This is a genomic window from Streptomyces sp. NPDC054047 (assembly GCF_055585065.1).
Map to the genome: position 1 here is coordinate 452,283 of NZ_JBVJKV010000002.1, position 24,958 is coordinate 477,240.

22 protein-coding genes are annotated in these 24,958 nt (G+C 72.2%); 12 read left to right on the forward strand and 10 right to left on the reverse strand.

What is annotated here, in order from left to right; genetic code table 11:
* Nucleotides 1–37 precede the first annotated feature (37 nt).
* A complete protein-coding gene (gene aceB / locus ACZ6ZP_RS08660) occupies nucleotides 38–1,657 on the reverse strand; it encodes a malate synthase A (RefSeq protein WP_361462120.1) in 1,620 nt (539 codons plus the stop codon).
* A 226-nt stretch (nucleotides 1,658–1,883) separates the two neighbouring features.
* Nucleotides 1,884–2,483 carry a nucleotidyltransferase family protein gene (locus tag ACZ6ZP_RS08665; RefSeq protein WP_351158868.1) on the reverse strand — a complete coding sequence of 200 codons (600 nt, stop codon included), beginning with the start codon at nucleotides 2,481–2,483 and terminating at the stop codon, nucleotides 1,884–1,886.
* Nucleotides 2,484–2,715: 232 nt separating this feature from the next.
* Here ACZ6ZP_RS08665 and ACZ6ZP_RS08670 point away from each other — a divergent pair, with 232 nt between their 5' ends.
* A complete protein-coding gene (locus ACZ6ZP_RS08670; RefSeq protein ID WP_351158871.1) occupies nucleotides 2,716–3,030 on the forward strand; it encodes a DUF5955 family protein in 315 nt (104 codons plus the stop codon).
* 83 nt (nucleotides 3,031–3,113) lie between these two features.
* Here the strand turns inward: ACZ6ZP_RS08670 and yczR are convergent, their stop codons facing one another.
* A complete protein-coding gene (yczR, locus tag ACZ6ZP_RS08675; protein ID WP_351158873.1) occupies nucleotides 3,114–4,580 on the reverse strand; it encodes a MocR-like transcription factor YczR in 1,467 nt (488 codons plus the stop codon).
* A gap of 137 nt (nucleotides 4,581–4,717) precedes the next feature.
* On the opposite strand from yczR, the gene ACZ6ZP_RS08680 reads away from it, so the two are divergent.
* Nucleotides 4,718–5,263, forward strand: a complete 546-nt coding sequence (locus tag ACZ6ZP_RS08680) for a universal stress protein (protein WP_469406111.1) — start codon at nucleotides 4,718–4,720, stop codon at nucleotides 5,261–5,263.
* A 195-nt stretch (nucleotides 5,264–5,458) separates the two neighbouring features.
* On the opposite strand, the gene ACZ6ZP_RS08685 is transcribed toward ACZ6ZP_RS08680, so the two are convergent.
* Complete coding sequence (locus tag ACZ6ZP_RS08685) at nucleotides 5,459–6,157, reverse strand: ABC transporter ATP-binding protein (RefSeq protein ID WP_351158878.1); 699 nt, start codon at nucleotides 6,155–6,157, stop codon at nucleotides 5,459–5,461.
* A complete protein-coding gene (locus tag ACZ6ZP_RS08690) occupies nucleotides 6,154–7,239 on the reverse strand; it encodes an ABC transporter permease (RefSeq protein ID WP_469406112.1) in 1,086 nt (361 codons plus the stop codon). Before ACZ6ZP_RS08690 ends, ACZ6ZP_RS08685 begins: the two co-directional genes overlap by 4 nt.
* A gap of 955 nt (nucleotides 7,240–8,194) precedes the next feature.
* Between ACZ6ZP_RS08690 and ACZ6ZP_RS08695 the strand changes: the two genes are divergently transcribed.
* Together ACZ6ZP_RS08695 and ACZ6ZP_RS08700 are read left to right on the forward strand one after the other, a co-directional pair.
* Nucleotides 8,195–9,544: a sensor histidine kinase gene (locus ACZ6ZP_RS08695; RefSeq protein ID WP_469406113.1), complete on the forward strand. Its 1,350-nt coding sequence runs from the start codon at nucleotides 8,195–8,197 to the stop codon at nucleotides 9,542–9,544.
* The gene (locus ACZ6ZP_RS08700; protein WP_351158885.1) at nucleotides 9,541–10,209 is read left to right on the forward strand and encodes a response regulator transcription factor; all 669 of its coding nucleotides are present in this window, start codon (nucleotides 9,541–9,543) and stop codon (nucleotides 10,207–10,209) included. The genes ACZ6ZP_RS08695 and ACZ6ZP_RS08700 overlap by 4 nt, the downstream gene beginning before the upstream one ends.
* A gap of 54 nt (nucleotides 10,210–10,263) precedes the next feature.
* On the opposite strand, the gene ACZ6ZP_RS08705 is transcribed toward ACZ6ZP_RS08700, so the two are convergent.
* Entirely contained in the window at nucleotides 10,264–10,470 is a 207-nt protein-coding gene (locus ACZ6ZP_RS08705; protein WP_351158887.1) for a hypothetical protein, read from the reverse strand.
* A 1,077-nt stretch (nucleotides 10,471–11,547) separates the two neighbouring features.
* Here ACZ6ZP_RS08705 and ACZ6ZP_RS08710 point away from each other — a divergent pair.
* Complete coding sequence (locus tag ACZ6ZP_RS08710; protein ID WP_469406115.1) at nucleotides 11,548–14,736, forward strand: hypothetical protein; 3,189 nt, start codon at nucleotides 11,548–11,550, stop codon at nucleotides 14,734–14,736.
* Between the two features lie 33 nt (nucleotides 14,737–14,769).
* Here the strand turns inward: ACZ6ZP_RS08710 and ACZ6ZP_RS08715 are convergent, their stop codons facing one another.
* Complete coding sequence (locus ACZ6ZP_RS08715; RefSeq protein ID WP_351158895.1) at nucleotides 14,770–15,585, reverse strand: IclR family transcriptional regulator; 816 nt, start codon at nucleotides 15,583–15,585, stop codon at nucleotides 14,770–14,772.
* Nucleotides 15,586–15,998: 413 nt separating this feature from the next.
* Between ACZ6ZP_RS08715 and allB the strand changes: the two genes are divergently transcribed.
* Both allB and alc read left to right on the forward strand, forming a co-directional pair.
* A complete protein-coding gene (allB, locus tag ACZ6ZP_RS08720; RefSeq protein WP_351158897.1) occupies nucleotides 15,999–17,342 on the forward strand; it encodes an allantoinase AllB in 1,344 nt (447 codons plus the stop codon).
* Nucleotides 17,343–17,347: 5 nt separating this feature from the next.
* Nucleotides 17,348–18,463 (forward strand): allantoicase, encoded by a 1,116-nt coding sequence (gene alc / locus ACZ6ZP_RS08725; protein WP_351158899.1) that lies wholly within the window; start codon nucleotides 17,348–17,350, stop codon nucleotides 18,461–18,463.
* A gap of 84 nt (nucleotides 18,464–18,547) precedes the next feature.
* Here alc and ACZ6ZP_RS08730 read toward each other — a convergent pair whose 3' ends face one another.
* Nucleotides 18,548–19,294: an SDR family NAD(P)-dependent oxidoreductase gene (locus ACZ6ZP_RS08730; RefSeq protein ID WP_361462092.1), complete on the reverse strand. Its 747-nt coding sequence runs from the start codon at nucleotides 19,292–19,294 to the stop codon at nucleotides 18,548–18,550.
* A gap of 220 nt (nucleotides 19,295–19,514) precedes the next feature.
* On the opposite strand from ACZ6ZP_RS08730, the gene ACZ6ZP_RS08735 reads away from it, so the two are divergent.
* The 3 genes from ACZ6ZP_RS08735 (at nucleotide 19,515) to ACZ6ZP_RS08745 (ending at nucleotide 21,415) form a co-directional block, all read left to right on the forward strand.
* Entirely contained in the window at nucleotides 19,515–20,420 is a 906-nt protein-coding gene (locus ACZ6ZP_RS08735) for a DMT family transporter (RefSeq protein WP_366462986.1), read from the forward strand.
* 33 nt (nucleotides 20,421–20,453) lie between these two features.
* The gene (locus ACZ6ZP_RS08740) at nucleotides 20,454–20,903 is read left to right on the forward strand and encodes a hypothetical protein (protein ID WP_469406118.1); all 450 of its coding nucleotides are present in this window, start codon (nucleotides 20,454–20,456) and stop codon (nucleotides 20,901–20,903) included.
* Nucleotides 20,904–20,995: 92 nt separating this feature from the next.
* The gene (locus ACZ6ZP_RS08745) at nucleotides 20,996–21,415 is read left to right on the forward strand and encodes a guanyl-specific ribonuclease (RefSeq protein WP_469406120.1); all 420 of its coding nucleotides are present in this window, start codon (nucleotides 20,996–20,998) and stop codon (nucleotides 21,413–21,415) included.
* Between the two features lie 36 nt (nucleotides 21,416–21,451).
* On the opposite strand, the gene ACZ6ZP_RS08750 is transcribed toward ACZ6ZP_RS08745, so the two are convergent.
* Nucleotides 21,452–21,658, reverse strand: coding sequence for a hypothetical protein (locus ACZ6ZP_RS08750; protein WP_351158909.1), 207 nt, complete (start codon nucleotides 21,656–21,658; stop codon nucleotides 21,452–21,454).
* A gap of 159 nt (nucleotides 21,659–21,817) precedes the next feature.
* On the opposite strand from ACZ6ZP_RS08750, the gene ACZ6ZP_RS08755 reads away from it, so the two are divergent.
* Together ACZ6ZP_RS08755 and ACZ6ZP_RS08760 are read left to right on the forward strand one after the other, a co-directional pair.
* Nucleotides 21,818–23,131: a sensor histidine kinase gene (locus ACZ6ZP_RS08755; RefSeq protein ID WP_351158911.1), complete on the forward strand. Its 1,314-nt coding sequence runs from the start codon at nucleotides 21,818–21,820 to the stop codon at nucleotides 23,129–23,131.
* 76 nt (nucleotides 23,132–23,207) lie between these two features.
* The gene (locus ACZ6ZP_RS08760; RefSeq protein ID WP_469406122.1) at nucleotides 23,208–23,879 is read left to right on the forward strand and encodes a response regulator; all 672 of its coding nucleotides are present in this window, start codon (nucleotides 23,208–23,210) and stop codon (nucleotides 23,877–23,879) included.
* Between the two features lie 41 nt (nucleotides 23,880–23,920).
* On the opposite strand, the gene ACZ6ZP_RS08765 is transcribed toward ACZ6ZP_RS08760, so the two are convergent.
* Nucleotides 23,921–24,940 carry a Gfo/Idh/MocA family protein gene (locus ACZ6ZP_RS08765; RefSeq protein WP_361462080.1) on the reverse strand — a complete coding sequence of 340 codons (1,020 nt, stop codon included), beginning with the start codon at nucleotides 24,938–24,940 and terminating at the stop codon, nucleotides 23,921–23,923.
* Nucleotides 24,941–24,958: the final 18 nt, after the last annotated feature.

A 24,958-nucleotide genomic window follows, 5' to 3' on the forward strand; every position in this document is an offset into this window, starting at 1 on the left:
CGGTGCCGGGGGCCAAGTCATGAATTCCGCAGGGGAATCAGCGCAGCTGCTCGTACGCCGGGAGGGTCAGGAAGTCCGCGTAGTCCGCGTCCAGGGAGACCTGGAGGAGGAGGTCGTGGGCCTGCTGCCACTTGCCGGCCGCGAAGGCCTCCTCGCCGATCTCGGCGCGGATGGCGGCCAGTTCACCGGCGGCGACCTCGCGGGCCAGGTCGGCGGTGGCCGTCCGGCCGTTCTCGAAGACGACGCCCGCGTTGATCCACTGCCAGATCTGCGAGCGCGAGATCTCGGCGGTGGCCGCGTCCTCCATGAGGTTGAAGATGGCGACGGCGCCCAGGCCCCGCAGCCACGCCTCGATGTAACGGATGCCGACCTGGACGGCGTTGACCAGGCCGTCGTACGTGGGCTTCGCGTCGAGGGAGTCGATGGCGATCAGGTCACCGGGGGCGACCTTCACGTCCTCGCGCAGACGGTCCTTCTGGTTGGGCTTGTCGCCCAGGACCGCGTCGAACGACTTCATCGCGATCGGGACCAGGTCCGGGTGCGCGACCCAGGAGCCGTCGAAGCCGTCGCCGGCCTCGCGGTCCTTGTCGTTCTTGACCTTCTCGAACGCGACCTTGTTGACCTCCGCGTCCTTGCGGGACGGGATGAACGCGGCCATGCCGCCGATCGCGTGCGCGCCGCGCTTGTGGCAGGTGCGGACGAGGAGTTCGGTGTACGCCCGCATGAAGGGGGCGGTCATCGTCACGAGGTTGCGGTCCGGCAGGACGAACTTCGAGCCGCCGTCACGGAAGTTCTTGACGATGGAGAAGAGGTAGTCCCAGCGGCCCGCGTTCAGGCCCGACGCGTGGTCGCGCAGCTCGTAGAGGATCTCCTCCATCTCGTACGCGGCCGTGATCGTCTCGATGAGGACGGTGGCGCGGACGGTGCCCTGCGGGACGCCGACGTAGTCCTGCGCGAAGACGAAGATGTCGTTCCAGAGGCGGGCCTCCAGGTACGACTCCGTCTTCGGGAGGTAGAAGTACGGGCCCTTGCCGAGCTCGATGAGGCGCTTGGCGTTGTGGAAGAAGTACAGGCCGAAGTCGACCAGCGCGCCGGGCACCGGGCGGCCCTCGAGCTGGAGGTGACGCTCGTCCAGGTGCCAGCCGCGCGGGCGCATGACGACGGTGGCGAGCTCGCCCGCGTCCTTGAGGGCGTACGACTTGCCGCTGCGGTCGTCGGTGAAGTCGATGCGGCGCTCGTAGGCGTCGGTGAGGTTGAGCTGGCCCAGGACCACGTTCTCCCAGGTGGGCGCCGATGCGTCCTCGAAGTCCGCGAGCCAGACCTTGGCGCCCGAGTTCAGGGCGTTGATGGTCATCTTGCGGTCCGTCGGCCCGGTGATCTCGACGCGGCGGTCGTTCAGGGCCTCCGGGGCCGGCGCCACCTTCCAGGAGTCGTCCGCGCGGATCGCCGCGGTCTCGGGAAGGAAGTCGAGCGTGGAGGTGCTTGCGATCTCGGCGCGGCGCTCGGAGCGGCGGGTGAGGAGCTCGTCACGCCGGGGCGTGAAGAGCCGGTGCAGCTCGGCCACAAAGGCGAGGGCCGCGTCGGTGAGGACCTCCTCCTGCCGCGGCAGAGGCTCCGCGTCGACGATGGCCAGCGGGGACTGCGCTGGTGCGGACATGAGCTGTCACTTCCTTCAGCGAGCTTCACAGGTGGCGCCTTGGCGACCGCCGGGCATTCGCAGTGACACTCAGTGCCACCGGAGCCGAGATACGGCCGTGGGCCCCACTTGAGGGAACGGGTGCTTCTGAACAGTGGATACTAGTTTCCTCATAGTGGAAGTTCAATCGTCTGTTGACGTCGAGATTCTTCTCATCGACAGAACGTGTCGCTGAGTGCCATGCCGGTCACTCAAGGTGGATCAGGTCGGCGGGGGTGTCGATGTCGTACGCCCGGGCCACGTCGCCGCACTCGACGAGTGAGATTTCTCCGGCGTGTTCCTTCAGATAGGAGCGAGCCCCGCGATCACCCACCGCGCTCGCCGCGATGCCCGCCCAGTGGTCGGCGCCGAAGAGCACCGGGTGGCCGCGCTCCCCGTCGTACGCGGCCGCCGCGAGGGTGGCGGGCGAGCGGTAGGCGGCGTGCACGCGGGCCACCGCGGCCGGGCCGATGCCCGGCTGGTCGACGAGCGAGACGAGCGCGGCCTCGGCGTCGGCGGCGTCCTCGCGCAGGGATGCGAGGCCCGCCCGCAGCGACGACCCCATCCCCTCCGCCCACTCCGGGTTGTCGATCAGTACGCAGCCGGGGAGCGAGGCCTTCGCGCGTACGACGTCGGCGTCCGCCCCGAGCACCACGTGCACGCGCGTGCACCCGCCCTCGCGCAGGACGTGGACCGCGTGCTCCACGAGGGGCCGCCCCCGGTGGTCGAGGAGCGCCTTCGGCCGGCCTCCCAGGCGCCGCCCGCCGCCCGCGGCGAGGAGGAGCCCGGCGATCATCGGATTCGTCATGGCTCCTGCATACCGCACCACGGCCGCCCGGTCGCGGCGGTCGAAGTGGCCTTCCGCGGTCGTTGTGCGGTCGATCAGCGGTCGACGCGGTGTCTTCAGGCCATAAAGTGGCGCGTCCTGCTTCCCGTGGCGTTTACTGACCCGCGTCCCCCCTGGTGTCTGACCAACGCCGCGCGGGGGTCGCAAGATCTGCACGAGAAGATGCGCGCGACGTCGTGCGAGGGGGAGAGCTGTGTTGCGGAGCGTGGGGCAGAGGCAAGTGACCGGCAGCGATGAGGATCCGCGAGTCGCGGAGTTGGGCACCGCGGTGTCGCGGCTGCGCCGTGAGCTCGCCGCGCATCCGGCCGAGTTCCCCGACCGGGGCATTGCCGAGGACGAGCTCGCGGCACTGGCCGCGATGGCGCTGAGCGGTGCCCCGGAGGTGCCGAGGCTGCGGCGGTCGCTGCTGCTCGTCGCGGGAGCGATCGGCTCCGTCAGCGCGCTGGCCGCGGGCCTCGCGGCGGTCCGGGGAGCGGTGGAGCTGTTCGGGGAGCCGGGGCCGCGGTAGAGCGCGGCGCCCTTCTCCGGGCGTTCTCGTGAAGCGCCCTGATGGAGCGCCCTGATGGAGCGGCCTGATGGAGCGCCGTGCCGTCAGGCGACCCAGTGGCGTGGTCCTCCGGTGGCCGAGCGGTCCAGGCCCGTGCCGAGCGCCGTGGCCAGCCGCCGGACCGCTTCCTCGCCGGAGGCGGCAGGCAGCGTGTAGGGAATGCGCAGCCGGTGCTCGTGCGTGCCGGGGTCCGCGCCGAAGCGGGCGCCGCCCTCGATGCGTACGCCGTGGGCGAGCGCCGCGCGGGCCAGGGCCGAGGCGATCGGCTGCCCCAGGTCGACCCAGAGCGACAGGCCGCCCGGCGGGGTCCGCCAGCGCCACTCGGGCAGGTGGTGGGCGAGCGAGGCGGCGAGCGCGTCCCGCTGGGCCCGGATGCGCGGCAGCCGGTCACGCAGTACGTCGTCCATGCCGGACAGCAGATGCAGCGCGACGAGCTGCTCGATCACCGGGGTCGCCATGTCGGAGGGGACGCGCGCGGTCGCCAGCTCCGTGATGAGCCGTGAGCCCGCCCGCACCCAACCGATGCGCAGCCCGCCCCAGTGCGTCTTGCTCAACGAGCCGACGGTGACGACCTGTTCGCCCACGCCGTGCGGGGCCAGCGAGGCGAAGGGCGCGGCCGGCGGCCCGTCGAGCGCGATGTCGGCGATCGTCTCGTCGATCAGGAGCCAGCTGCCGGTGGAGCGGGCCGCCTCCAGGATGCGTACGCGCTGCTCCCTGGGCATCAGACCGCCCGTCGGATTCTGGAAGTCGGGCACCAAGTAGGCCATGCGGGGCGCCGCCTGACGGAGCGTCGACTCGACGAGGCCGGTGTCCCAGCCGGTGTCGGTGACGGGTACGGGCGTGGCGCGCAGTCCCGCGCGGCGGATCGCGTCGAGAGCGTTCGGGTACGAGGGGTTCTCGACCAGGATGCGGTCGCCGGGTCTGCCGAGCAGGGAGAGCGTGAGGGACAGGGCGTGCTGGGCGCCGGTGGTGATCAGGATCTGGTCGGGCAGGGTGGGCAGACCGCGCCGCGTGAAGCGGTCGGCGACGGCCTCCCTCAACTCCGGTAGTCCGTACGGGTGGTAGCCCGGCGTCGAGGCATGCGGGGGGAGGGCGGCGGCCGCGGCGGCGAGCGCCTCGGTCAGCTCGGCCTCGGGTGCGCCGGGTGCGGCCACCGCGAGGTCGAGCACGCCGTCGCCCGCGGGGAACGCGGCCACGCTGGAGGGGCGGCTCCCGTCGGGCAGCTCGGTCCAGGTGCCCGCGCCGCGCCTGCTGCGGGCGTAGCCGCCCTCGCGCAGGAGGTCGTACGCGGCGGTGACGGTGGCCCGGCTGACACCGAGTGCCGTGGCCAGCTCGCGTTCCGCGGGAAGCCGGGTGCGCAGGGGGATGCGGCCGTCCAGGAGGAGGGTGCGGATGCCGTGGGCGAGCGCGCGGTAGCCGGGGTGGGCCCCGGCCGTACCGGTCACCAGCTGCGACAACTGCCGGCTGCCGAGCTTCCGGTCCACATCGTGGATCACACGTACGTCTGCCATGCCACCTCCCGCTGATTGGCCCTGCTGGCCAGGCCAATCAGCGTACAGACTCCGGTGGAGCGGGCCGGATTGGCCTGTTGCTACTAGGCGCTGGTGCGACGAGGCGCGACGAGGTGCGACGAGGGAGGGGGCTGGCCGTGGAGGCAAGGGTCGTGGTGGGGGTGAGCGGTTCACCGGCGAGTCTCGCGGCGCTGCGGGTGGCGGCGGAAGAGGCGCGAAGGGCCGGTCGCACCCTGGTCGCGGTGATCGCCTGGGAGCCGCCGGAAGGGGAGGGGCTGTACGCGCGGCGCCCGGACCGGGCGTGGGCCAAGCACTGGGAGTCGGCGGCCCGGGAGCGACTGGACCGGGCGTTCGACGAGGTGTTCGGCGGGGCGCCGGAGGGGGTCGCGGTGGAGCGGTGGGTGGTGCGGGGCGCGGTGGGCCGGGCGGTGTGTGACCTGGCCGCCGCCTCGACGGATGACCTCGTGATCCTCGGCACGCGCAGGGGCTGGGGGAGGGCACGACGCTACGTACAGAGGCATGCGCGGTGCCGGGTCATGACGGTGCCGGGGCCTGCGGTGCCGCGAGGGGTGCGCCGAACGCTGCGGAGGATCACCCCGGAAGACTTCTCCCAGCCCTCGCCCTCGCCCCCGCCCCCGCCCCGCCCCGAACTCCCGGCTCCCCCGGCCAGGGACCCTCACTGACGACTGCCCCGGCCGAGGTCCCCCTCGGCCGCAGAGCGGGCTGGATTCCAGCGCTTCTCGGCGGCGAGCTCCGTCCCCTCGGCGGGTTGTTGATCACCGGCTGCGCCCAGTTGGCCCTCGGCCGGGGGGTGGACTCGGACCTCTTCCCCGGGGCGGTGAGGGCTCCGGGGCGGGGCGGGGCTCCGGGGAGGGGTGCTACGGGAAGGAGCTCTCCGCCGGGGCCCCCACCCTTCCGTCCACCAGTTCCACCACCCGGTCGGCGACAGCCAGCCGGGCTCGGTCGTGGGTGACCAGGACCGTTGCCGTGCGCCACTCCCGGGTGAGGCGTCCCAGCAGATCGAGGACCGCCGCGCCCCGTTCGTGGTCCAGGGCGCTGGTCGGCTCGTCCACCAGGAGCACCGCGGGTGCGTTCATCAACGCCCGTGCGATGCCGACCCGTTGGCGCTGGCCGCCCGACAGTTGGTGCGGGCGTCGATGCGCGAGACCGTCGAGGCCCACCGTGGCGAGCAGCTCCCGTGCCCGCGCCCGGGCCTCGCCGGAGCGTCGGCGTCCGCGACCGTCGATGCGCGCCATCAGCTCCACCTGTTCCAGCGCGGTCAGCGAGGCCGGCAGATTCGGCTGCTGGAAGACGATCCCCATCCTCCGCCGCCGCAACTCCGTGCGTTCCGCCGCGGACAGCGCACCTGTCTCCGTACCTCCGACCAGTACCCGCCCCGCGTCGGGCGTCGCCAGCGTCGCCGCCACCGCGAGGAGGCTGGACTTCCCCGAGCCGGACGGGCCGACGATCGCCGTCAGCGTTCCGGCGGGGACGTCGAGGTCGACCCCGTCGAGCGCCGTGAGGCGGCCCTCACCGTCCGGGTACGTCAGCGTGATGTCTTCGAGGGACAGACTCATCGGGCACTCCCCAGCGCGGTCAACGGGTCGACGGCGGTGATCCGCCGGACGGACAGGCCCGCGCCCAACGCCCCGAGGGCGATCATCACGGCGGCGGGCCACAGCACGGTCGCAGCGTCGAGGACGAAGGGGACGTCGCCGCCGCCGATCGCGGAGCCGACCACCGCGGCGATCCCCGTCCCCAGGGCCGTCCCGGCGGCGAGTATCAGCACGGCCTGGCCGAGGGCGTCCCTCAGCAGGTACGGAGTGGACGCGCCCAGTGCCTTCAGCACCGCGATGTCACCGGCGCGCTGGATCGTCCACACCGTGAAGAACGCCCCTATGACGAGCGCGGAGATGACGAAGAGGAAGCCGCGCATGAGCTGCAGCGAACCGTTCTCCGCCTGGTAGGAGCCGATGGCCGTGAGCGCGCCGTCGAGGGACTTCGTCTCCGTGCCCGCCGCCTCGTCCCCGGCGGCGAGATCGACTCCGCCGCCGGTCCGCAGCGCGACGACCGTGGCCTGCTCGTCCAGCGACGTACCCCGGTGGCCGAGCCCCTGCCAGTCGTCGAGCGCGGTCCAGACGACAGGGGTATGGCTGTACGAGGCGTCCGACGCGATCCGCGCGACGCTCTCCTCGACTCCGCTGCCCCCGAGCCGCACCGTGTCCCCGGGGCCGACTCCGAGGTCCGCCGCGGCCTTCTCCGAGAGCACGGCCCTGCCCGGCGCGACGCCGGCCGGCGCGATCCCGGAGTCCGGCTCGACCCCGAAGGCGGACACGGCGGCCGAGCGGTCACCGGCGGTGGCGTTCAGGGTGCTGATGCCGATGGGCTCGGCGGACCGTACGCCCGGCTGCTTCGCCCAGGTCTCCCAGGCGCGCTGTTGCACCTGGGAGCTGGTGAAGGAGGCGGACTGGCCGGGCGGTGGCGCGGCGAAGGCGAGGTGGTCGGCGGGGAGGCCGGTGATCGCGGAGGTGTTCTCCCTCGCGAGCCCGGCCGTGAGCCCGGAGAGCAGCCCCACGAGCAGAGTGATGAGTACGACGACGGCTCCCATCAGGGCGAACCGCCCCTTGGCGAACCGAAGGTCTCTCCATGCGACGAACATGGCCCCACCCTCCGTCCGTGCCCACCCGCGCGGCATCGCGCCGCAGCACGCTTCCCCCGGATCGAAGGAGGGAGCCCGCGATCAACCTTTCGGTTGACGGAAGCGGGGGCGGCTGCGCCTACGCTGGAGGGTCCGATGAACAACTCCCCGAGTGCCGAGCCCGGACTTGCGCCGGGAATCCAGTCCCGCTCGAAGCCACGGGGCGGACCCCGGCCCGCGAATCGCACCGGACCCCCGACTCTGCCCTCGCCCCCATTTCCGACCGAGACCAGCTCCGGAAGCACCCGCACCCACCCCCGACCGAAACCGGCACCGGGCGCCGCCCCGCTGCCGCCCTCAGCCCGGGCCGAGACCGGCACCGGGCGCCTCCGACCGAGATCAGCTCTGGGCCCCTGCCCCGCTCCCGCCTCCGGCCGAGAACCGGTTCCGGGAGCCACCGCTCCCGCTCCCACCCGACCGAAACCGGCTCCGGGCCCTGCCCCGCTGCCGCCCTCACCCCGGGCCGAGACCGGTACCGGGCGCCTCCGACCGAGATCAGCTCTGGGCCCCCGCCCCGCTCCCGCCTCCGGCCGAGAACCGGTTCCGGGAGCCACCGCTCCCGCTCCCACCCGACCGAAACCGGCTCCGGGCCCCGCCCCGCTGCCGCCCTCACTCCGGGCCGAAACTGGTACCGGGCGCCTCCGACCGAGATCAGCTCTGGGCCCCCGCCCCGCTCCCGCCTCCGGCCGAGAACCGGTTCCGGGAGCCACCGCTCCCGCCCTCGCCCTCACCCCCGACCGAGACCGCCCCGGAGCCGGAGCGCCCCCGGACCGAAACCGGCCCCCGCCCCTGCTCCCGCCTCCGCCTGAGATCAGCTCTGGGGGCATCCGCCCTCGCCCCCTCCGACCGAGACCGCCTCCGGGCACCCGCCCCCGCACCCTCCCCGCTCCCACCCTCACCCCCGACCGAGGCCCCGATGCTCCCCGACGACTCCCTGGCCCCCTCATCCCCCTCGCGGACCACCCCCGTCACCCTCGCCCTGCGCCTCTGCCTGCACGCGCTGCTCGTGGGGCTGCTCGCGCTTGCTGCCGTGCGGGCCGTGGCCGACGGTGCGGCGCGTGGCGGTGTCGTCGTGGCGGTGGTGGTCGTCATGGGAGGCGTCTACGCGGCGGGCACGTTCAGTCCGGCCGTGGCTCGGTCGCAGCGGGCGGCGGCCGTGTGGCTCGCGGTGCTCGGCGCCTGCTGGGTGGCGCTGCTCGTCCTGTCGCCGGACGGGCTGTGGGCGGCCTTCCCCCTCTACTTCCTCCAGATGCATCTGCTGCCTCTGCGCTGGGGCCTGCCCGCCGTCGCGCTGACCGCCGCTGCCGCCATCGCCAGCTTCCTGCTGCACGGCTCTCCCGTGTCGCCCGGCAGCTTCATCGGGCCGCTGCTCGGCGCGGCCGTGGCGGTCGCCACCGTCCTCGGGTACCAGGCCTTGTACCGGGAGAGCGAGCGGCGCCGTGAACTGATCGACGAGCTCATGGCCACCCGGGCCGAGCTCGCCGCCGCCGAGCGGACCGCGGGCACCCTCGCCGAGCGCGAACGCCTCGCCCGCGAGATCCACGACACGCTCGCGCAGGGCCTGTCCTCCATCCAGCTCCTGCTGCGCGCCGCGCAACGCGCGCTGCCCGCGGGATCGCCCGCCGCCCCGCACATCGAGCAGGCCCGCGCCGCCGCGCAGGACAACCTCGCGGAGGCACGGCGTTTCGTGCGCGCCCTCAGCCCGCCCGACCTGGAGCACGGCTCGCTGGCCGGAGCGCTGGAAAGGCTCTCCGCATCGGCAAGCGCATCGGCAAGCGCGTCCGCATCGCCCGCCTCGGACGTCCAGGTCCAGTTCACGGTGAGCGGTACACCCACCGAGCTGCCGACCCCGTACGAAGTCGCCCTGCTCCGCACCGCCCAGTCCGCCCTCGCGAACACCGTCCGGCACGCGGGCGCGAGGCGCGCCGAGATCACGCTCAGCTTCATGGACACCTCGGTGTCCCTGGACGTGGTCGACGACGGGCGGGGCTTCGACCCGGCGTCCGCGCCCCACGACAACGGGCAGGACGGAGGGTTCGGTCTGCCCGCGATGCGGGCCCGGGCCCGATCGCTCGGCGGGACGCTTAGCGTGGAGTCGGCGCCGGGGCAGGGAACCGCCGTCGCGGTCACCCTGCCGCTCCCGACGGGGGCCGTTCCGACCGAAGCCGTTCCGACGGGGGCCGTTCCGACCGCAGCCGTTCCGACCGCAGCCGTTCCGACGGGGACTGCTCCGGTGGGAGCCGGTCCGATGGAGGCCGCACTGTGAGCGCCGAGGCGCCGGAGCCCATCCGGCTGCTCCTCGCCGACGATCACCCCGTCGTGCGCGCCGGGCTGCGCGCGGTACTCGACACCGAGCCCGGCTTCGCCGTCGTGGGGGAGGCGGCGACGGCCGAGGCCGCGGTGTCGCTGGCCGCCACCGGCGGGTTCGACGTCGTCCTGATGGATCTTCAGTTCGGGGCGGGGATGCACGGGGCGCAGGCCACGGCCGCGATCACCGCCGTGCCGGGGGCGCCGCGGGTGCTCGTCCTGACGACGTACGACACGGACGCCGACATCCTCGCCGCGGTCGAGGCGGGCGCGGCGGGATATCTCCTGAAGGACGCGCCGCCGGAGGAGCTGGCGGCGGCGGTGCGGACCGCCGCGGCGGGGCAGTCCGCCCTCGCGCCGGCGATCGCGCATCGGCTGATGGACCGGATGCGGACGCCCGGGGAGGCGTTGACCGGGCGCGAGCTGGAGGTGCTGCGGCTGGTGCGGGAGGGATTGTCCAACCTGCAGATCAGCAAGCGGCTCTTCCTGAGCCAGGCCACGGTCAAGTCCCACCTGGTGCACATCTACGCGAAGCTGGGCGTCGATTCGCGTACGGCGGCGGTCGCGGTGGCGACGGGGCGTGGGCTGATCCGGGGCGGCGCCGGGCAGCGGCCTTCGCGTTGAGACATCGGCGAGGAGGGGACCGAGCCGCTGCCGACGCCAGACATCCTCGTGGCGTCAGGACGCGCCGACATCGACGAGCGCGGTGGTGAGCACGGCGGCCAGAGTGAGGGTGGCGGCGAATGCCACGGCGGCGCGCGTCAGTGCGGCCGGGTAGGTCGCCTGATCGCGACGGGCGAGGTACCCGGCACCTGCCGCGACCAGGACAGCGATCACGATGGTCACGGCCAGGGCGAGCGCGATCATGACGGTGTGGTCGGACACAGCGTTCTTCTCCTTCGACGCCGACTGATGGGTAAAGCGGGGTCGAATCTGCCGAAGTGACTGTTCGCCATGGTGCGCCTGGACAAAGATGAACACCGGTGAACAGGACAGCAAGTGAGGGGCGGGGAGGGTGGCGGCACACGGATCGCAGGTTCCGGCGGACGCATTGGACGCGTTGAGGGAACTGCGCGCGCGCCTCGAGGCCGGGCGAGTGGCCGCCTGTCAGGACGCCGCTGACCAAGGATTCACCTGGGGTCTCGTCCACCTGGCACGGCTCTTGGACGAGGCCGGTGAGCACGTCGAAGCCGAAAGCCTCGCCCTCAGAGCCGTGGCGTCCGGGGATTCCTCTGGCCTGTGGCTCTTGGGGAAGGACGGCGACGACCCCCGCCGTCGGCAACTGCTCCGGTACGGACTCGAACCGGACGGCCGTGTCGCTGATCCCTGGAGCTGACCTAGCGTCGGGACCACCACTCGAAGAGGCCCAGCAGCGCAGGCATGACCACTCCTGCCGCCCCGAGTGCGATGCGGCGCCGCACTTCCTGCCACAGCGGTGGGGACGTGACTTCCCGTTCTTCCTTCGGTGGGGCCGGTACGCGGTCGGGCTCGGGCTTCTCGAAGTGACGGCACACGTGAACCTCTTGGGGTCTGAGCGGGCGGATGACCACTGCGCCGGGACCGTGGCCCGGTACGGGAGCCACTCTGACTCCACGTGTTCGTGCAACCTCCGACATCCGGGCGAACCGGGCAGCGGGCGAACTATCCTGCTGGTCAACGCCACCGAGGGAAGTGCCCGAAGCGCCTGTCGCGGGTGGCCCGGGCAGGGGGAGGCGCATTCGGATGGGGACGGCCGGACAGCGCGTGTGGGAGATCCTGAGCGGATTGCGTGAGCGGGCCGAGGCGCGCCGGAGGGCTCAAGGGCTCTCCTTCAGCCAGACCGTGGTGGAGACGACGCTCAGGACATCCGCCGCTGCTCCAGGTGCTCGGGGCTTCTCACGGAAGCGGATCAGCGACTGGGCTCCCCGGGACGTGGCCGGGTTCAAGCTGCCCCAAGCGGCCAGTGACGACAGAGTCCTGGCCTTGGCCGCGCTTTGGGCCGACTGGGCACAGGAACCGCCGCCAGGACGCGAGTTGCGCGACCTGTTGGGGAAGGCTCGCGACGAGCAAGGGGCCGAGCGCCGCACGCCGCCGGAGGAACGGTCCGAAGCCGAATCGCTCTCCGATCTGACCGCTGAACAACTGGAGGTGCACGAGGCACCCTTGCCCAGGCCCCGGCGCCGGACACTGCCCACCCTGTCCCCGTACCTGAGCCGTGAGCTGGACGGAGAGCTGCGCAGGCGGCTGGAGAAGGCGCTCGCCGGTGGATCTTCGGCCCTCCTGGTACTGACCGGGGAGTCCTCGACCGGCAAGACTCGCGCCCTGTACGAGGCCGTGCGTGAACTGGCCCCCGACCAGCCGCTCCTGCGGCCCGCGACCGCACAGGACCTGCTGTCGCTCCTGGCCGACGGGGCGGCACGTCCCGGCACCGTGCTGTGGCTGAACGAGTTCCAGCGGATCCTGTACGACAGCGAGGGCGAACAGGTCGCCGCGCAGCTGCGGTTGTTCCTCGAACGGCACCAAGGGGTGGCGGCCGTCGCCACCTTGTGGCAGAACCCGTACTGGCAGGAGCTGACCAGGCAAGGAAAGCCCCGGGACCCCTATCCGCATGCGCGGGCCCTGCTCGTCGGCGCCCACACGCACCGGATCCGGGTCCCGGCCGAGCTGACCCCTGAGGAGCGGGAGCAGTGGCGGGAGCTCGCCGCGCACCATGGGGACGACCGCCTGGCGTACGCCGAGCGGGCGGGAGCGCGGGACGGGCGCATGGTGCAGCATCTCAGCGGCGGCCCCGAACTGCTCGATGCCTATCTGAGCGGCCCCGACGACCACTTCACGCGCCATGAGCACGCGTTGATCACCGCGGCGCTCGACGCCCACCGCCTGGGCCACTCATCGCCGCTGTCCTCGGCCCTCCTGGCGGACGCAGCCGACGGCACGCTCGCCCCGCACCACCGGGCCCCGAGCGCGGACTGGGCGGCACTCGTCCTCGACGCGCTGACGACCGGCGAACGGCTCGACGGCACCCGCACCGACATCCGCTGCACCCTGACGCCTCTGAGGGCGCGACGGGACACCGCGGGAGCCCCGCCTCTGTACGAGCCCACGGTCTACCTCCGTCAGCACATCCCCCCTGTCCGCGCCGACCAGGCCGGTTCGGCGTCCCTGTGGGAAGCCCTCTGCCGCCACACGGAGGAGACCGCGGACCTCGTTTCATTGCAGGAAGCCGCCTGGCAGCGCGGGCTGTTCCGGTACGCCGTCGACCTGGACCGCAGGGCCGCGAAGGCGGGCAGCGGCGAAGCCTTGATCCGTCTTCTCAAACGCACCGCGACACATCCGGACGCCCACCGGATCGCACACTGGGCGGCAGCGCAGGCCCATCCGTCCCGGACGCGCCAGACTGACGAGATCCTGGACCTCCTGGCCGCGGCGCAAGCCCAGGAAGCCGTCGACGAGCTCGCACGTCGGCTCGTGGATCGGACCGACCCGGCGGATGTCGTGACCGGCGGAGCACTCGCCGTGCGTCTGACGGACAAGGGTGCCTCTCCGGAGGTCGTCCAAGCCCTCGTGGACTCACTGCTGCAGCACACCGATCAGCTCGCCCCACGTGCTCTGGTACGAGTGCTGCCCGATCTCCGGCGGGTCTGCACCGAGCGTTCCTTCCGGTCTCTGGCCCGGCGTGCGGCCGACGAGCTCGACCTGGTGGACACGTGGGCGACCGTGATGCTGATCCGGTCCTTGAACACGGCCGAGGCTCCCGACCTCCTGGCTGCCTTCGCCACCAGGATCACCACCGAGGCTTCGCGCCTGGACCCCGATGAACTTCCTGGCCTGATGGCGGAGCTGTGGCATGCCGGGGCCGAGCAAGCCGTGCACTCGCTGCTCGCCCTCGACCCGGCGGCAAGGGTCGGGCTGACCGATGCCGCAACCGTCGGGTGCCTGCTGGGAGTTCTTCGCCTTGCCGGGGCCGACGATGCCGTACGGACGCTGCTGAGCCGCGGACCGGCCCGGCATGTCGGTCTCGTGCCGGGTCCGGACGATGTCGAGAGGGCGGTCTGCGGACTTCTCGGCGCCTTGCGGGAGTACGGGGCCATGGACGAGTTCGCCGTTCTCGCCGACCGCGCCGTGTCCGAGCTGGATCTGACCGACCCCGAAACAGTCACCGCTCTCCTGGACTCGCTGTGCGCGGCCGGCCGCGAGGAAGCCCTGGCGACGCTGTTGCGGCGGGAGGTTGCCGGGCACGTGTGGTACGAGGATCCGCACGAGATCCAGCCCTTGCTCAGCGCGCTGCGAAGGGCCGGAGCCTGCGAGGTCTTTGAAGCCACGGCAACGGTGCTCGTCAACGAAGTGGACCTCCACGTCTCCGAGTTCATCGCGGAAGTCGTCGAGGTTCTGCTGTCGGTCGACGCCGAGCGGGCCATCGACCACCTCGTGACACGCGCCGAGGCGGACGTGGGAACGGGGCACGGACTGCTCGCCGTGCTCGCTCTGTCGGAAGCAGGAGCCCACGGAGCCGCGCGACGGCTGGCGCTCCACCATGTCGCCAACACCACCAGCACGGATCTGGACGAGGTCAGCATCCTCGCGTGGTTCTGCCACGCGGCCCACGTTCCGGACGCGGTGCGGAAGTTGATCGATCAAGGCCTGGTGGACCGAGTCGCCGTGGACTTCTCCACGAACCTCGATGCGCACGAGACGCTCCTGGACGTCCTCGTCCTAGCGGGGGCCGACGAGACCGCACGGTCCTTCGCCGACCGGGCCGCCGCCGGCATCGACCTGGACGACACGATGGGCATCGCCGCCCTGCTGAAGGCCATGAACGCCGCGGGGTTCTCCGGAGCGTGCGAGGTCCTGGTCCGGCGTGCCGCCCCGGGCGCGAGCCTCGGGCACATGAACAGCGTCGCCAGGCTTCTCGAGGCGTTCATGGAGCTCGAAGCCGAGGAGGCGCTCCAGCACCTCCTGCGACGAGCCCCGGCATCCCAGGTCGACCTCAACCGAGCGACCACCAGCTGCGGTGAGGCCCTCTTGGCGGCACTCCGGAAGGCCGACGCTCCCGAAGCGGACGAGTTCGCCCGGCGGGCGCGGGCCGCGGGATGTCTGCCCACGGCCCCCCTCCTGCCGTACGGAGTCGAGGTCGACGGCCGTCCGGCAGGCCCGTGGTCATGGGACCGGTAGACCCGGCCGGGTAGGCCGGCGGGTATCGACCCTTCAGGCCGCAGGCCCCGAACTCGCCAGCGCGGCGGACAGCTCCACCGCCACCTGTTGCAGCACCGGCACGATCTTCTCCACCGCGGCCTCGGTCACGCGGCCCGCCGGGCCCGAGATCGAGATGGCCGCCGCCGTGGGGGAGTTCGGGACCGACACCGCAAGGCAGCGCACCCCGATCTCCTGTTCGTTGTCGTCGACCGCGAAGCCCGCCCTGCGGACCTCCTCCAGCGCGTCGAGGAACCCCTCCGGCGTGGTGATCGTCTTCTCCGTGGCCGCGGGCATGCCGGTGCGGGCGAGGAGGGCCCGTACCTCCTCCGGTGGCGTGTGGGCCAAAAGAGCCTTGCCGACGCCCGTGGAGTGGGGCAGGACCCGGCGGCCCACCTCGGTGAACATGCGCATGGAGTGCTTGGAGGGCACCTGTGCGACGTACACGATCTCGTCCCCGTCGAGCAGGGCCATGTTCGCGGTCTCGCCGGTCTCCTCGACCAGGCGCGCGAGGTAGGGGCGCGCCCAGGTGCCGAGGAGGCGCGAGGCCGATTCGCCGAGGCGGATCAGGCGCGGGCCCAGGGAGTAGCGGCGGTTGGGCTGCTGGCGTACGTAGCCGCAGGCGACCAGGGTGCGCATCAGGCGGTGGATCGTGGGGAGCGGAAGGCCGCTGCTGGCGGAGAGCTCGCTCAGGCCGACCTCGCCTCCGGCGTCCGCCATCCGTTCGAGGAGGTCGAAGGCGCGCTCAAGGGACTGGACACCACCGCTGGCAGCGGGCGGCTTGGAGGCGGCGACTTCGGTGGAGGCGTCGCTGGCGCTTGACGTCGGCACGGCGCAGTCCTTTCGGGGCTGACGGGCAAGGCAGCAGCCTACCGGGCGGTTCCCCGCCGGGGCTCTGACCGGCCCTGGCGTCTTTGCCGGTCAGGGCCGGTCAGGGACCGGTCGGGGCGCCTTTGTCCGCTTACCCGCCGTCGCGCCTGGTGATCGTTTGACGGCCCGGTTGTGCATAGCTACGTTCTGGTCTGCGGAATTCTAATTCCACTTTGTGGAAACGTCCAGGGCGTGCCAGGTGGCCTCTTGACGGTTCGGGGTCGGCCGTGAAGACTCATTCAACAGAACGTTGAATTCCGTTTAGCGGAAACGAATGGTCTGTGTAGCGGAAAAGAACGAACAGGCGAGCAACACGGCAAGCGACGGCGAACAGCCGAGCGACAGCGAAGAAGCGAAGAAAGGGCGTTGAGGACGTGGACGTAGAACTGGTGCTGCGCTCGACCCGCGTGATCACACCGCAGGGAACCCGCGCCGCGTCGGTCACGGTCTCCGGAGGGAAGATCGCGGCCGTCCTGGCGCACGACGCCGACGTACCGGCGGGGGCCAGGATCGAGGACCTCGGCGACGACGTCCTGCTGCCCGGCATCGTCGACACGCACGTCCATGTGAACGACCCGGGCCGCACGGAGTGGGAGGGCTTCTGGACCGCCACCCGCGCCGCGGCAGCCGGCGGCATCACCACCCTCGTCGACATGCCGCTCAACTCCCTGCCGCCGACCACCACCGTCGACAACCTGCGCACGAAGCAGGACGTCGCACGGACCAAGGCGCACATCGACGTCGGCTTCTGGGGTGGCGCCCTGCCCGACAACGTCGGCGACCTCAAGCCCCTGCACGACGCCGGTGTCTACGGCTTCAAGTGCTTCCTCTCGCCGTCCGGCGTGGACGAGTTCCCGCACCTGGACCAGGACCACCTCGCCACCTCCATGGCCGAGATCGCGGGCTTGGGTGCTCACGGGGGCCTGCTCATCGTGCACGCCGAGGACCCGCACGAGCTGGACGCGGCCCCGCACAAGAGCGGCCCCAAGTACACGGACTACCTGGACACCCGGCCGCGCGTCTCCGAGGACGCCGCCATCGAGGGCCTCATCGGGCTCGCCAAGCGGCTCGGCGCCCGTGTCCACGTACTGCACCTGTCGTCGTCGAACGCGCTGCCCCTGATCGCCGCCGCCAAGCGCGATGGCGTCAAGCTCACCGTCGAGACCTGCCCGCACTACCTCACGCTCACCGCGGAGGAAGTCCCGGACGGGGCGAGCGAGTTCAAGTGCTGCCCGCCCATCCGCGAGGCCGCCAACCAGGATCTGCTCTGGGAAGCGCTCGCCGACGGCACCATCGACTGCGTCGTGACGGACCACTCGCCGTCCACCGCCGAGCTCAAGACCGACGACTTCGCGACCGCGTGGGGCGGCATCTCCGGGCTCCAGCTCAGCCTCCCCGCGGTCTGGACCGAGGCCCGCAAGCGCGGCCACAGCCTCGAGGACGTGGTGCGCTGGATGTCGACGCGCACCGCCGAACTGGTCGGACTCGACCAGAAGGGCGCCATCGAGGCCGGCCGCGACGCCGACTTCGCGGTCCTCGCGCCCGACGAGACCTTCACCGTGGACCCCGCGGAGCTGCAGCACCGGAACCGAGTCACGGCGTACGCGGGCAAGACCCTCAGCGGCGTCGTGAAGTCCACCTGGCTGCGCGGCGAACGCATCCTGCACGGCGGCGAGTTCAGCGAACCCGCAGGCCGACTTCTGGAAAGGAAGAACTGATCACCGTGACGGCGATACCCAGTTTCACCGGCGACGCGAGCCCTTACGGCGGCGGCGACCCGTACGCGGACTACCGCACCGCCGACTTCCCCTTCACCCAGTACGCGAACCTCGCGGACCGGCAGCTCGGCGCGGGCGTCATCGCCGCCAACGACGAGTTCTTCGCGATGCGCGAGAACCTCCTCCTCGCGCACGACGCCGTCTTCGACCCGGAGCACTTCGGGCACAAGGGCAAGGTCATGGACGGCTGGGAGACCCGCCGCCGCCGCGGCGTCTCCGCCGGGCAGCCGTGGCCCACCGCCGACGACCACGACTGGGCCCTCGTCCGCCTCGGTGCCCCCGGCGTCGTACGCGGTCTCGTCATCGACACCGCCCACTTCCGCGGCAACTACCCGCAGGCCGTCTCGGTCGAGGGCGCCAACGTCGAGGGTTCGCCGACCCCCGAGGAGCTCCTCGCGGACGACGTGAAGTGGACGACGCTCGTGCCCCGCACGGCGGTCGGCGGCCACGCGGCCAACGGCTTCGCCGTCGACGTCGAGCAGCGCTTCACGCACCTGCGCGTCAATCAGCACCCGGACGGCGGCATCGCGCGCCTGCGGGTGTACGGCGAGGTCGTCGCCGACCCCAAGTGGCTCGCCACGCTCGGCACGTTCGACGTGCTCGCCCTGGAGAACGGCGGCCAGGTCGAGGACGCGTCCGACCGCTTCTACTCCCCGGCCACCAACACCATCCAGCCGGGCCGCTCCCGCAAGATGGACGACGGCTGGGAGACGCGGCGCCGCCGCGACAACGGCAACGACTGGATCCGCTACCAGCTGGTCGCCCAGTCCGAGATCCGTGCCGTCGAGATCGACACCGCGTACCTCAAGGGCAATTCGGCCGGCTGGGCCGCGCTTTCGGTACGGGACGGCGAGAGCGGCGAGTGGGTCGAGGCGCTGCCCCGCACCCGCCTGCAGCCCGACACCAACCACCGCTTCGTCCTGGACGCCCCGGTCGTCGGCACGCACGTGCGCATCGACATCTTCCCGGACGGCGGCATCTCCCGCCTGCACCTCTTCGGTTCGCTGACCGAGGCGGGCGCGAGCCGCCTGACGGCGCGTCACCAGGAGCTGGGCGGCTGATCGGGCCCGCCCAAGCCCGCTGAAGAACGTGGGGCGCACCGGGTGGACAGCCCCGGTGCGCCCCATCACCATGCCCGCGCACGGTTACGCGGCATGCCCGCCGTCGACCACGAGCTCCGAGCCGGTGATGAACGCGGCGTCCTCACCGGCGAGATAGGCGACGAGGGAGGCCACCTCGTCGGGCGCACCGAAGCGGGTCAGCGCGTTCGCCGCCTTCTGGGGCTCGGCGAACGGCCCGTCGGCGGGGTTCATGTCCGTGTCGACCGCACCCGGGTGCACCACGTTCACCGTGATCCTCCGGTCGGCGAGCTCCCGCGCCAGGGGCTTCGTCATACCGATGAGCGCCGCCTTGCTCATCGCGTAGAGCGAACTGCCGGTCCCGCCCGCGTAGCGCGTGAGCGCCGTCCCGACGGAGATGATCCGGCCCCCGTCGGCCAGCCGCCCGGCCGCCGCCTGCGAGGCCAGGAAGACCGAACGCACGTTGACGGCGAGCACCCGATCGATGTCGGAGAGCGCCAGGTCCCCGATGGGGCCGAGGACCCCGATGCCCGCGTTGTTCACCAGGATGTCCAGGCGGCCCAGGTCGTCGGCCGCGCGCTCCACCGCGCCCGCGGCGTCCCCGGCGTCGGCCGCGTCCGCCCGGATGGCGAAGCCGCGCTGCCCCGCCGCCTCGATCTTGGCGGCCACCTCACGCGCGGCGGCCTCCCCGTTGACGTACGTGATCGCGACATCGGCGCCTTCCCGCGCGAGCCGCAGCGCGATCGCCGCGCCGATGCCGCGGCTGCCGCCGGTGACCAGAGCCGTCCTGCCGGTGAGAGTAGACATGTTCATAACCTCATTCGCGTGGGTGTCTGCCGATATGCGTGAGAAGTGCTTGCGGTTTCAATGAAAGCGGGCGGCGTGCCCCATGGCTGGCGGTAAATGGACGCCGCGCTCCGCAGTCCCATCTCCGCGGTCCCTTCCCGGCGCGATCTTTGCCGGATACGGTGATCGACCCACGTGAGAGCCGCCGAAGTCTCCACACCGCCGCATCCGTTGGAGATCGCGCCCCGTGTCGACGCTCGCCGCTCCCGCCGCGCCCGCAGTGCGCCGCGCCTGGCTCACCGATCTGCCCGTCCTGCTCGTGGCCGTGGTCTGGGGCGCCAGTTATCTGGCGGCGAAGGGCATCACGACGACGCACACGGTCGTCGCCGTCCTGGTGCTGCGGTTCGCCGTCGTGCTGCCCGCGCTCGTGGTGGCCGGATGGCGCGGCCTGCGGGCGCTGACGGCGCCGCAGTGGCGCGGGGCGGGGGTGCTCGGGCTGATCCTGAGCGGGATCTTCCTCCTGGAGACGTACGGGGTCGTCCACACCTCGGCGACCAACGCGGGCCTCATCATCAGCCTCACCATGATCTTCACTCCGCTCGCCGAGGCCGCGGTGACCCGCAAGAGCCCGCCGCGCGCCTTCCTCGCGGCGGCCGGGCTCTCCGTGCTCGGCGTGATCCTGCTGACCCAGGGCGGCGGCTTCACGCGACCCTCACTGGGGGACGGTCTGATCCTCCTCGCGGCGCTCGCGCGGACGGTGCACGTTCTGGCGATGTCCCGGATCAAGGCGGTCCAGGACGCGGACGCGCTCTCGCTCACCACCGTCCAACTGGGTTCCGCCGTGGCCGTGTTCGCGGTGCTCGCCGCCGCGGGCACGGGAGCGTCGCCCTGGTCCGTCGCCGTGGACTTCGGCGCGCGCGAATGGGCCGGGCTGCTCTTCCTCTCCGTGTTCTGCACGCTCTTCGCCTTCTTCGTGCAGATGTGGGCGGTACGCAGGACGTCCCCTTCCCGGGTGAGCCTGCTGCTCGGCACGGAGCCGTTGTGGGCGGCGGCGGTGGGGATCGCGCTCGGCGGGGAGCGGCTGGGTGTGGTGGGTCTGGTGGGAGGTGTGCTGGTTCTGGTGGGGACCAGCTGGGGGCGCCGGGCACGGTGATACCTTCCGTGGTCGATCAAGCAGGGGGAGCCCATGAACGAGTACTTCGAGCAGGAATTCGCCGCGAGCGCGCAGAAGCGCCGTGCTTGGGGCGCCGCGCTGTTCCTGGCCGCGGGCATCATCTGGGCCGTGCTCGCGTACCAGCTGATGGCGCCGTTCAGCGACGGGGACGACGAGTACTCCAGCAGCAGCCGCACGTGCCAGTCGGTGCTGTTCTACGAGGGTGACGCCCCGACGTGGGCGGACGCCACGTGGGACGACTGCCGCGCAGAGCGCAGGTGGCCCGAGATGCTGGGCTGGCTGGGGCTCTCGGTGCCGCTGTCGGTTGCGGGCGCGGTGCTCTTCACCGGCGGGTCCACCAGCCTGCGGATGCGGGAGTACATGGCGGAACACCGCATCGCCGCTGCCGCTGCCGCTGCCGCTGCCGCGAAGACCGCTGCCGCGAAGACCGGCGCCGAGAAGGCCGTTGCCGAGAAGGACTGACGGCGGCGAACCGGTTGCGCCGGGTTAACTCCCGGAAAATTCACCGCACTTGACGTTGACACGACAACCTCTACGCGCGTCACACTGGTCGCATGCGAATCCCCCCACGAATCGTGAGCATCACCGCCCTCGCCGCCGCCCTGGTCATCGGCGGCCCCGTCGCCGCCTCCGCGAGCGCGGCCCCGGCCCACCACGCCCCCGCGTCGACGGCGTACTCCGTCGCCGCCGTCGGCGACATCTGCTACTCCGCGCTGCCCGCCCAGGCGCACGACACCCTGGACCTGATCGAGGCGGGCGGCCCCTACCCGTATCCGCAGGACGGCACCGTCTTCCAGAACAGGGAAGGCATCCTGCCCTCGCAAGGATCCGGCTACTACCACGAGTTCACCGTGGTGACGCCGGGCTCACCGGACCGCGGCGCGCGCCGCATCGTGACCGGTGAGGAGAACCAGGAGGACTACTACACGGCCGACCACTACGAGTCCTTCGACCTGGTCGACTACGCCTGCTGAGCCGCCGGGCGTGCCCGAGCCCGCCGCGGCACGGTGCTAGCGGGCCTTTCGGCTCTCCGCGACGGCGAACAGCGCGAGCGCGAGCACGATCAGCGTGACGCCCGCGTAGATCTCGTAGCCGTCGAGGAACCCGATCCGCTGTACGACGCCCCAGCCGCGCAGCCGGCCGGTCAGCTCGTGCACCAGGGCGGCCACGCCCTGGATCAGGAGAAGGACGCCGGAGACCTCGAGTACCTGCTTCATGCCGAAGAGCCTCGCCCCGCGGACCCCCCACGCACATCGGCCACGGGGCGAGGCCTCTTCCTCCCGGGCCCCTCCGAAAGTCTGCGCGTGTACGACTTTGGTAGACGATCACGTCCGGACGACGCCCCATGACCCCGGCAGTGCGTAGATTTGTCGACCATGAGCGGCAATGAGCCCCGGCCTGTTCCCTCGGCGCCCCCGGCCCCCTTGGCCAGGCGTCCCTGGGCGCTGCCCTCGGCCGTCGCCGCCGAGCTCGATCCGGACCACGCGGGACGCGAGAACAAGGGCGACCGCAGGCCCCGGCGGACCGTGCGGGACTGGCTCGTCGACTTCGCCTGCTTCTTCGTGGCCGTCGCCATCGGCATGGTGGGCGCGGACGCGGTCGGCAACAACCCGAACGTCTCGCCCGGCTTCGCCGAGGCCGACCAGGTGATCGGCGCGCTCGCCTGCGCCGCCGTCTGGCTGCGCAGGCGCTGGCCGGTCGGTCTGGCCATCGCCATGGTGCCGGTCAGCGTGCTCTCGGACACCGCGGGCGGGGCGACCGCGGTCGCCCTGTTCACCCTCGCGGTGCACCGGCCCTTCCGGTACGTCGGCTGGATCGGCGGGGTCTCGATCGCCGTGGTGCCGTTCATCTACTGGCTGCGGCCCGACGCCGATCTGCCCTTCCTGGTCGTTGTCCTCATCAGCATGCTGATCAACGCCTCCGTCATCGGCTGGGGCATGTTCGTCCGCTCGCGCCGCCAGCTCCTGATGAGCCTGCGCGAGCGCGCGGTCCGCGCCGAGAACGAGGCCGCGCTCCGCGCCGAACAGGCCCAGCGCATGGCCCGCGAGTCCATCGCCCGCGAGATGCACGACGTGCTCGCCCACCGCCTCACCCTGCTCAGCGTGCACGCGGGCGCCCTGGAGTTCCGCCCCGACGCGCCCCGCGAGGAGATCGCCCGCGCGGCCGGTGTCATCCGGGAGAGCGCGCACGAAGCGCTGCAGGACCTGCGCGAGGTGATCGGCGTCCTGCGCGGCGGCGGCGACGGCGAGGCCTCCGGCCGCCCGCAGCCGACCCTCGCCGCCCTGGAGACCCTGGTCGCCGAGTCCCGCGACGCGGGCATGAAGGTGGCGCTCGACCACCGCGTCGCCGACCAGGACGCGGTGCCCGCCGCCGTCGGCCGTACCGCCTACCGCATCGCCCAGGAGGGCCTGACCAATGCCCGCAAGCACGCCCCGGGCGCCGAGGTGAGCGTCCTGGTCTCCGGCGCCCCCGGCGACGGCCTCACCCTTTCGGTACGCAATCCACCGCCGCCCGGCGACGTGCCGGACGTCCCCGGCTCCGGCCAGGGCCTGATCGGCCTCACGGAGCGGGCCACGCTGGCGGGCGGCCGCATCGAGCACGGGATGGCGCGGGACGGCGGGTTCAGCATCGACGCCTGGCTGCCGTGGGACGCGCCCTCCGGCCGCGGGGACGAGCCGAAGCAGACGTGATGGGGTCAACAGATGTGACGGGGGGCGGCGGACGTGACCGGCTTGTCCGAGAGGGGATCTCGTTAATGTGGAGCCCATGAACCCCATCCGCGTCCTTCTCGTCGACGACGACCCGCTGGTCCGAGCCGGTCTGTCCTTCATGATGGGCGGCGCGGACGACATCGAGATCGTCGGCGAGGCGGCGGACGGCTCCCAAGTCGCCCCGCTGGTCGCCGAAGTGCGCCCGCACGTCGTCCTGATGGACATCCGCATGCCCACCATGGACGGCCTCGCGGCGACGGAGGCCCTGCGCAAGCGCCCGGACGCCCCCGAGGTCATCGTCCTCACCACCTTCCACGCCGACGAACAGGTGCTGCGGGCCCTGCGGGCGGGGGCGGCCGGGTTCGTCCTCAAGGACACCCCGCCCGCCGAAATCGTCGCGGCGGTACGGGCGGTGGCGGCGGGGGAGCCCGTGCTCTCGCCCTCGGTGACACAGCAGCTGATCACGCAGGTGACGGGCATCGACCCCCAACTGGGGCGCAGGGAAAGGGCGTTGCAGCGCCTGGCCCTGCTGGGGGAGCGGGAGAGGGAGGTGGCGGTCGCGGTGGGCCGGGGCGCGTCGAACGCGGACATCGCGGCGGAGCTCTACCTGAGCGTGGCCACCGTCAAGGCCCACGTCTCCCGCGTCCTGACGAAGCTGGACCTCAACAACCGGGTGCAGATCGCGCTGTTGACGCATGACGCGGGGCTGCTGGACGGTGTGGAGTAGCGCCCGGACCCGAGCCGGGCTCTACGAGGAAGGTGATGGGCTCACCCCCCGGCGATCTCCGTCATCCGCACCAACCGGCCTTCCCGCCGCGACAGTTCACACGCCTCGGCGATGCGCAGCGCCTGCAGCGCCTCCCGCCCGTCACAGGGGTTCTCCCGTTCTCCCCGTACGACATCCACGAACGCCGCCAGCTCCGCCTCGTACGCGGGAGTGAACCGCTCCAGGAAGCCCGGCCACGGCTTCTCGGGCGGCGGCGGGCCCGAGGGTTCCACGGACGACAGGGGCATGCGGTCGTCGAAGCCGACCGCGATCTGGTCGTCCTCTCCGGCCAGTTCCATCCGTACGTCGTAGCCCGCGCCGTTGACCCGCGTGGCCGTCGCCGTGGCGAGCGTGCCGTCGTCGAGGGTGAGGACCGCCGCGGCCGTGTCGACGTCGCCCGCGTCGCGGAACATCGAGGGCCCGGCGTCCGACCCGGTCGCGTACACCTCGGTCACCTCACGGCCCGTCACCCAGCGCAGCATGTCGAAGTCGTGTACCAGGCAGTCGCGGTAGAGACCGCCGGAGAGCGGGAGATAGGCGGCCGGCGGCGGCGCGGGGTCGGAGGTGATCGCGCGGACCGTGTGCAGCCGCCCGAGCCGCCCCGACCGCACGGCCTCGCGCGCCGCCATGTACCCCGCGTCGAACCGCCGCTGGAAGCCCAGCTGGAGCACCGTGCCCGCGGCCTCGACCTCCTGGAGCGCGGCGAGCGTGCCGGGCAGGTCGAGGGCGATGGGCTTCTCGCAGAACACCGGAAGTCCCGCACGCGCCGCCTTGCCGATCAGCTCGGCGTGCGCGGAGGTCGCCGCGGTGATCACCACCGCGTCCACGGCACCCGACCGGGCGCTGCCCGTGAAGACGTCGTCCACCGAGGGCGCCGACGAGGCGCCGATCCGTGCCGCGAGCCCGGCCGCGCGCCCGACATCGGCGTCGGCGACGACCAGCGCACCCACGTCGGGATGCCGCTGGAGAGCCGCGGAGTGAAATGTGCCGATACGGCCCGTTCCGATCAGTCCGATGCGCATGGACCCACCCTCACCACG